Raw genomic sequence first — 8165 nt, 5'->3', positions numbered from 1 at the left:
GCCCCCCGGCGTGCTGGAGCTGTGGCAGGCCCGCGTAGCCGCCGAGCCGGAGGCAGTCGCCGTGCGCGACGGCGCGCGGGCGCTCACAGTCCGCGCGCTGGACGGGCTTGCCAACCGGCTGGCGAACGCGCTGCGCGAAGCCGGCGTGCGTCCGGGCGACAGGGTGCCGCTGTGCGTCGACCGCTCCTGCGGCCTCATTGCGGCGCTCCTCGGCGTCATGAAGGCCGGGGCCGCCTATGTGCCGCTCGATCCTTCCCAGCCGGCGGAGCGGCTCCGCCGTCTCGCCTCGTCGAGCGGCGCGCGGTGCGTCGTCGCGACCGGGCCGACTTTAGCCGCTGCCGCTGCCACCGGCCTGTCCTGCCTCGACCTCGACGGTCCGCAGATCGCCGCCCATCCCGACCGGTTCGACGGCCCCGCTCCGGCCGCGGCGCTGCCGGCCTATGTCATCTATACCTCGGGTTCGACCGGCGAGCCTAAGGGGGTCCTGGTCAGCCATGGCGCGCTCGGCAGCTATCTGCGCGGCGTGCTGGAGCGGCTCGCTGTTCCGAAGGGCATGTCGATGGCGATGGTCTCGACCGTGACTGCCGACCTTGGGCATACGGTGCTGTTCGGGGCGCTCTGCCATGGCGGTGCCCTGCATCTGGCTGACGACGCCACCGCCCGCGACCCCGACCGCTTCGCCGCCTGGATGGCCGAATGCGGCGCCGGGGTTCTGAAGATCGTGCCGAGCCATCTGCGCGGGCTGCTCCATGCCGGCCGCGCCGCCGACGTGCTGCCGCGCGATCTGCTGGTGCTGGGCGGCGAGGCCTGCGACGGCGGGCTGGTGGAGCAGGTGCGGGGATTGCGGCCGGGCCTGCGCGTGCTCAACCATTACGGCCCGACCGAGACGACGGTCGGCGTCCTCACCCACGAGGTTCCGGCCACCGCCCCACCTTTGGTTCCGCTGGGCCCGATTCCGCTGGGACGGCCGCTGGCGAATGTCCGCGCCCGCGTGCTCGACGCCGATCTGGAGCCGGTGCCCGCCGGTGCGGTCGGCGAACTCTATGTCGGCGGCGACAGCCTCGCCGATGGCTATCTCGGCCAGCCGGCGCTGACGGCAGCCCGCTTCGTCCCCGATCCGCAGCCGCGCCGGCCGGGCGACCGGCTTTACCGCACCGGCGACCGCGTGCGTCTGCGCCGGGATGGGTTGCTGGAGTTCGTCGGCCGCCTGGACGATCAGGTCAAGATCCGCGGCCATCGCATCGAGCCGGGAGAGGTCTCCCGCGTGCTGAAGGGCCTGCCAGGGCTGGCCGACGTGCTGGTGATCGCCGGCACGTCGGCGCAGGGCATGGCCGCCGGTCAGCTGATCGCCTATTGTGTGCCGTCCGCCGGATCGCCGGATGTGGCGGCTCTGCGCGATGCCGCCGCCGCCCAGCTGCCGGACCACATGGTTCCGGCTCATTGGGTGATGCTCGGCCGCCTGCCGTTGACCGCCAACGGCAAACCGGATCGCAAGGCGCTGCCGGTTCCCGTCATTGCCGAGGAAGCCCCCCGAACCGCGATGACGGAGACGGAGCAGCGCCTCGCGGCCATCTGGGCGGAGGTTCTGAAGCGAGAGACGGTGGATGTCGGCGCCAGCTTCTTCGCCATGGGCGGCGATTCCATTTTGAGCCTCCAACTGATCGCCCGCGCCCGCAAGCAAGGTCTGAAATTCACCCCGAAACAGCTGTTCGAGGCGCAGAGCATCCGTGCGCTCGCCGCCCTGCTGGATGCCCGTTCCCAGGCAGCCACCCCTGCGCCGCCCCCGCTTGCGCAGGCCGCTCCGGAGGCGCCGATTCCCACGGTGCCGCGCGGCGACAGCCTTCCGCTGTCCTCGACACAGCGCCGGTTGTGGTTCCTGTGGCGCCTCGACCCCGCCAGCACCGCCTATACCATCTCCACTGCGCTGCGACTGCGCGGCCGGCTCGACAGCGACAGCCTGCGGCGGGCCTTCGCTCTGGTGTCGGCACGCCATGAAAGCCTGCGCACGCGCTTCGTCGACCGTGGCGGTGATCCCCGCCAGCTCATCGATGCGGATGCCGCTTTCGACTGGACGGTCGAGGCGCTGGAGGACGCCGCTCTGCTGGACGAGCGGCTGCGCGCCGAGGCCGCCCGCCCCTTCGATCTGGAACAGGGGCCACTGCTGCGGCTGCGCCTGTTCCGCCTGCCGGGCGGGGAGGAGCATGCGCTGTCCCTGGCGATGCACCACATCGTCTCCGATGGCTGGTCGATGAACATTCTGGTGGATGAGGTCGCCCAGGCCTATGCGGCGCTGTCGGCCGGCCGGCCGGCGGCGCTGCCGCCCCTGCCGCTCCAGTATGCCGACTATGCCGCGTGGCAGGAGCGCTGGATGGAGGGGGACGAGGCCCGCCGGCAGCTCGCATACTGGCGGGGACGGTTGGGCGGCGAGCAGCCGGCGCTCGATCTGTCCGCCGACCGGCCCCGTCCGCCGATGCAGAGCCATCGTGGCGGTGCTGTGAAATTCCGGCTGGAGGCCCCCCTGGTCGCTGGACTGTCCGCCATCGGACGGGAGCAGGGGGCCAGCCTGTTCATGGTCCTGCTCGCCGCCTTCGCCGCCCTGCTGCACCGGCACAGCGGCCAGAGCGACCTGCGCATCGGCGTGCCGACCGCCAACCGCGGCCGGGTCGAGTTGGAAGGCCTGATCGGTTTCTTCGCCAACACCCAGGTTCTGCGCCTCGAACCCGAGGGGCGGGTTCCCTTCGAGCGCTTCCTGGCCAGGGTGCGCGACGAGGTTCTGGCCGCCCAGGCCAATCAGGATCTGCCCTTCGACGCCCTGGTGGAGGCCCTGCAACCGGCGCGCAGCCTCGACCGCAACCCGCTGTTCCAGGCGATGGCCAGCCACAGCCGGCCGCGTTCCGACGCGCTGCGCCGCCTGCCCGGCCTCGACATCGCCGAGTATCCGCGCTCGCATCATGCCGCCCAGTTCGACCTGTCGCTGCACAGCGAGGAACAGGCCGACGGGTCGCTGTGCGCAACCCTGATCTACGCCACCGACCTGTTCGACGCGGCGACGGCCGAGCGCCTCGGCAGCCATCTGGAGCGGATTCTGCGCGGGGTGGCCGAGGCCCCCACGGTGACGCTGGGCTATCTGCCGATCCTCGACGCCGCCGACTGGCCGGCGGTGGAGTCCACCCCTTGCGCGCCGTCCGGTCCGCTGGTTCCGGACCTGATCGCGGAGCAGGCCGCACGCCAAGGGGAGCGCCCGGCGCTGAGTTTTGGCGAGCGGACGCTGAGCTATGCCGCGCTTGAGGCGCAGGCGAACCGTCTGGCCCACCGGCTTCAGGCGCTCGGCGTCGGGCCGGAGGTGACGGTTGGCGTCGCCGCCGAGCGTTCGCTGGAACTGGTCGTCGGCCTGCTGGCGGTGATGAAGGCCGGCGGCGTCTATCTGCCGCTCGATCCCGAGCTGCCGCCGGCCCGTCTCAAGGCGATGGCCACGGATGGCGGCATCGCGCTGCTGCTCACCCAGAGCCACCTCGCCGCCCGGCTGAAGGACGGGGTGTTGCCCGAAGCGGTCAGCCTGTTGCAGCTCGATGCCGAGGATACCGCCAAGGACACCGGCGCTCAGCCGGACAGCCCGCCGGCATCGGGTCTGCGTCCGGACAATCTCGCCTATCTGATCTACACCTCCGGCTCGACCGGGACGCCCAAGGGGGCGGGCAACAGCCATGGCGCCCTGCTGAACCGGCTGGCCTGGATGCAGAAGGCCTACCGGCTGGCTCCGGGCGACCGGGTTCTGCAGAAGACGCCCTTCGGCTTCGACGTCTCGGTCTGGGAGTTTTTCTGGCCGCTGATGGTGGGGGCGCATCTTGTTGTGGCGGCGCCCGGTGAACATCGCGACGCGGCGCGGCTGGTGGCGCTGATCCGCGAGCAGTCCATCGACACGCTGCATTTCGTACCGTCGATGCTGCAGGCCTTCCTGGAGGAGCCGGGGGTGGAGGCGTGCGTCAGCCTGCGCCGGGTGGTGTGCAGCGGCGAGGCTCTGCCGGCGGCGCTGCGGGACCGGCTGTTCGCCCGTCTGCCGGCTGTCGGCCTTTACAACCTCTATGGCCCGACCGAGGCGGCCATCGACGTCAGCCATTGGACTTGCGGAGCAGGGGAGGGCGGCGCGGGCGGCGGGGTGCCGATCGGGGTGGCGATCGACAATCTGCGGCTTTACGTGCTGGACGACAGCCTGAACCCGCTTCCGGCTGGGGCGGTGGGCGAGCTTTACATCGCCGGTGCGGGGCTGGCGCGCGGCTATCACCGGCGGGCGGGTCTGACGGCGGAGCGTTTCGTCGCCGATCCCTTCTCGACGGACGGCGGGCGGATGTACCGGACGGGCGATCTGGCGCGGCGGCGCGGCGACGGGGTGATCGAGTATGCCGGTCGCATCGACCATCAGGTGAAGATCCGCGGTTTGCGGATCGAGCTTGGCGAGATCGAGGCCGCCCTGCGCGGGCATCCGGCGGTGCGCGACGCGGTGGTGGTCGCCAGGGACGGGGCGGGCGGCAAGCGGCTGGTCGGCTATGTGGCGGCCGATGCGGATTCGGAGCTGCCGCGGCAGCTGCGGGAGCATCTCGGTCGCGGCCTGCCGGACTACATGGTCCCGGCCCACATCGTGGCCCTGGAGCGCCTGCCGCTGACGCCCAACGGCAAGCTCGACCGCAAGGCGCTGCCGGAGCCCGCCCCCGATACCGGTGGGGACCATGTCGCGCCGGCTTCGGCGACCGAGCGCGTGTTGGCGGAGATCTGGAGTGCCGTCCTCGGCGTCGCGCGGGTCGGTGCCGCCGACAATTTCTTCATGCTCGGCGGCCATTCATTGCTGGCGACGCGGGTGGCGGCACAGATCCGCGACCGCTTCACGGTCGATCTTCCCCTGCGTGCCCTGTTCGAGGCGCCCACCCTGGCGGCCCTTGCCGCACGGATCGACCGCGACCGGGTTGACGGTAGCCACGACGATGAGATCGGGCGGATGGACGCCCTGCTGGCCGACCTCGAAGCCGACCTTGACGCCATCCCGTCGGAGGCCGCGCAATGACCATGACCGTCAAGCGGGAACCGGCTGGACGGCCGGCCGATATGCTGATCCAGATCGCCCGGCGCCTCGATGCCCTGCCTGCCGACCGGCAGGAGGAGTTCCTCCGCCGTCTCGCCGATTCCGGGATTTCCTTCGCCCGGCTGCCGATCCTCCCCGGCCGCCGGCCGGAGCGGCTGCCGCTGTCCCATGCCCAGCGGCGGCTGTGGGTGCTCTGGCAGCTCGACAACGGCAGCCGGGCCTATCACATCCCGATCGGCCTGCGCCTGACCGGCCGCCTCGACCGGCGGGCGCTTGCCGATGCCTTCGCCGACATCGTGGCCCGGCATGAAGTGCTGCGCACAAGCTATCCGGCCCGCGACGGCGAGGCGGAACAGCGCATCCATCCGGCGGCTCCCCCCGACATCCGCTGGACCGACCTGTCGGCTCTGGCGGCGGCCGAGCGGGACGGCCGGCTGGACGCCCTGGCCGAAGCGGAGGCCGCGACCCCGTTCGATCTGGAGGCGGCGCCGCCGCTCCGCCTGCTGCTGGTGCGGCTGGCCGACGAGGAGCATGTGCTTTTCCTGACGCTCCACCACATCGCCGCCGATGGCTGGTCGGTGAACCTGCTGGTGGAGGAGTTTGCCGCCCTCTATGCCGCCCGCTGCCAGGGGCTGGAGGCCGGCCTGCCCCCGCTGCCGATCCAGTATGCCGACCACGCGCTGTGGCAGGACCGCCTGCTGCGCAGCGGCGAAGGGGCACGGCAGCTCGACCATTGGCGTGCCTTGCTCGGCACGGAGCAGGCGGACCTGACGCTTCCCTGGGATGGAGAAGGTGACGGAAGCGACGGGCAGGGTCGTGACCGCAGCGAGGCCGGCCTGCCGATCGGTCTCGACGATGGGCTGGTCGCCCAATTGCGCGGCGTGGCCGGCCGGGACGGGGCGACCATCGCCAACCTCCTGCTGGCGGCCTTCCTGCTTCTGCTGCACCGACATACCGGGCAGGGAGACCTGCGGGTGGGCGTGCCGGTCGCCGGGCGTCACCGCGCCGAGACCGAAGCTCTGGTCGGCCTGTTCGTGAACAGCCAGGTCATCCGGGTCGAGCTGCATGGCGGGCTTCGGCTGCGTCAGGTGCTGGCGCAGGTCCGTGACCGCGCGGTCGATGCCCAGGCCAGCCAGGATCTGCCCTTCGAGCATCTGGTCGACGCGCTGAAGCCGGAACGCCGGCTCGACCGCAACCCGCTGTTCCAGGTGATGTTCAACCACCAGCATCGCCGGCTGTCGGCGCTGGACCGGATCGCCGGGTTGACGATCAGGCCGCTGGCCGCCGTTTCCCGCGTCGCCCTGTTCGACCTGTCGCTGGAGGTCGAGGAGGATGACGGCGGAAGCGTCCGCTGCGGTCTGCGCTATTCCGCCGACCGCTTTGCCCTGTGGCGGATTGCCGCCATGGCGGAGGATTACCGGCGCATCCTGGCCGCCTTCGCCGCCGGTGGAGACGTTCCGGTCGCATCCATCCGGCTGACGGCCGACGAAGCCGTTGACGCCGTGCCCGGCGTTGCGATGGTTGCGGCTCCAGCGCGGTCGCCTGCGACGCTGATCGATGCCCGCGCGACGGAGACCCCCGACGCCGTGGCTCTCGTCGCCGATGGGCGGCCGGTGACGTTCGGAATCCTGAAGGCGCGGTCGGACCGGCTGGCCCGTCGCCTTCGCGCGCTGGGTGTCGGGCCGGATGTCCGGGTCGGGCTGGCGGTCGAGCCGTCGGTCGCCATGGTGGTCGGGCTGCTGGCCGTTCTGAAGGCGGGCGGGGCGTATGTGCCGCTCGACCCCCGGCTGCCCCGCGACCGTCTGGCCGGAATGATCGCCGACTGCGGCATGGCTTTGATGCTGGTGCAGGACGGCCTGCAGGACGCGATGCCGGCCGATGTCGCCCGTCTGACAGTGGACGCCGAGGGGCTGGCCGGTGATGGTCCCGAGAGCGTGGGCGATCATCCGGCGCCGGCGGACGAGGGGCTGGCCTATCTGATCTACACCTCCGGTTCGACCGGGACGCCCAAGGGCGTCATGGTTTCCCATGGGGCGCTTGCCCGCCATTGTCTTGCGGCGGCCGAGGTCTATGGGATCACCGCCGGGGACCGGCTACTGCATTTCGCATCCTTCGGCTTCGATGCGGCGAGCGAGCAGATCCTGATGCCTCTGCTGGCGGGGGCGGGCATCGTCCTGGGCGCCATGGCCGAGTCCACCCCGGAACGGCTGGCGGCGCTGATTCTGCGCGATGGCGTCACCGTTGCCGATCTGCCGCCGGCCTATCTCGCTCACCATGCCGAAGCCCTTTCGGCGGCCCTTGCCGTGGCCAAGCCCGGCCATCGCCTGCGCACCTGCATCCTGGGCGGCGAAGCCTGGGATCTGTCGCTGGCCGGTCGCCTCGCCGGTTGGGTCGACGAGGTTTTCAACGCCTATGGGCCGACCGAGGCGGTCATCACGCCGCTGGTCTGGAAGGCCGGTGGAGATGGGCAGGGCGGCACCGCTCCCATCGGCAACCCCGTCGGCGACCGCCGGGCGCTGGTGCTCGACGCTTCGTTGAACCCGCTTCCGACAGGTGCGGTCGGCGAGCTTTATCTCGGCGGCTCCGGGTTGGCGCGGGGCTACCTGAACCGTCCCGGCCTGACGGCGGAGCGTTTCGTCGCCGATCCCTTCTCGACGGACGGCGGGCGGATGTACCGGACGGGCGATCTGGCGCGGCGGCGCGGCGACGGGGTGATCGAGTATGCCGGTCGCATCGACCATCAGGTGAAGATCCGCGGTTTGCGGATCGAGCTTGGCGAGATCGAGGCCGCCCTGCGCGGGCATCCGGCGGTGCGCGACGCGGTGGTGGTCGCCAGGGACGGGGCGGGCGGCAAGCGGCTGGTCGGCTATGTGGCGGCCGATGCGGATTCGGAGCTGCCGCGGCAGCTGCGGGAGCATCTCGGTCGCGGCCTGCCGGACTACATGGTCCCGGCCCACATCGTGGTGCTGGAGCGCCTGCCGCTGACGCCCAACGGCAAGCTCGACCGCAAGGCGCTGCCGGAGCCGGAGGTTACCTCCACATCGGCACAGGTTGCACCGCGCAGCGAGGCAGAGCGCGCCCTGGCGGTGCT

Annotated in this window: 2 protein-coding genes; both read left to right on the top strand. The window is 71.5% G+C overall.

Going from position 1 to position 8165, the window contains the following annotated elements:
* Window positions 1-10 precede the first annotated feature (10 nt).
* Window positions 11-5056, top strand: coding sequence for a non-ribosomal peptide synthetase (locus I71_RS05805; protein ID WP_049975949.1), 5046 nt, complete (start codon window positions 11-13; stop codon window positions 5054-5056).
* Window positions 5053-8165: amino acid adenylation domain-containing protein (locus I71_RS05800; RefSeq protein WP_148294157.1), on the top strand; the 3113-nt coding region annotated here is incomplete at its 3' end. The genes I71_RS05805 and I71_RS05800, both read left to right, overlap by 4 nt.

It is taken from the genome of Azospirillum sp. B506, assembly GCF_000333595.1.
Lineage (GTDB): Bacteria > Pseudomonadota > Alphaproteobacteria > Azospirillales > Azospirillaceae > Azospirillum.
This window is presented reverse-complemented; position numbering and strand designations above follow the sequence as displayed.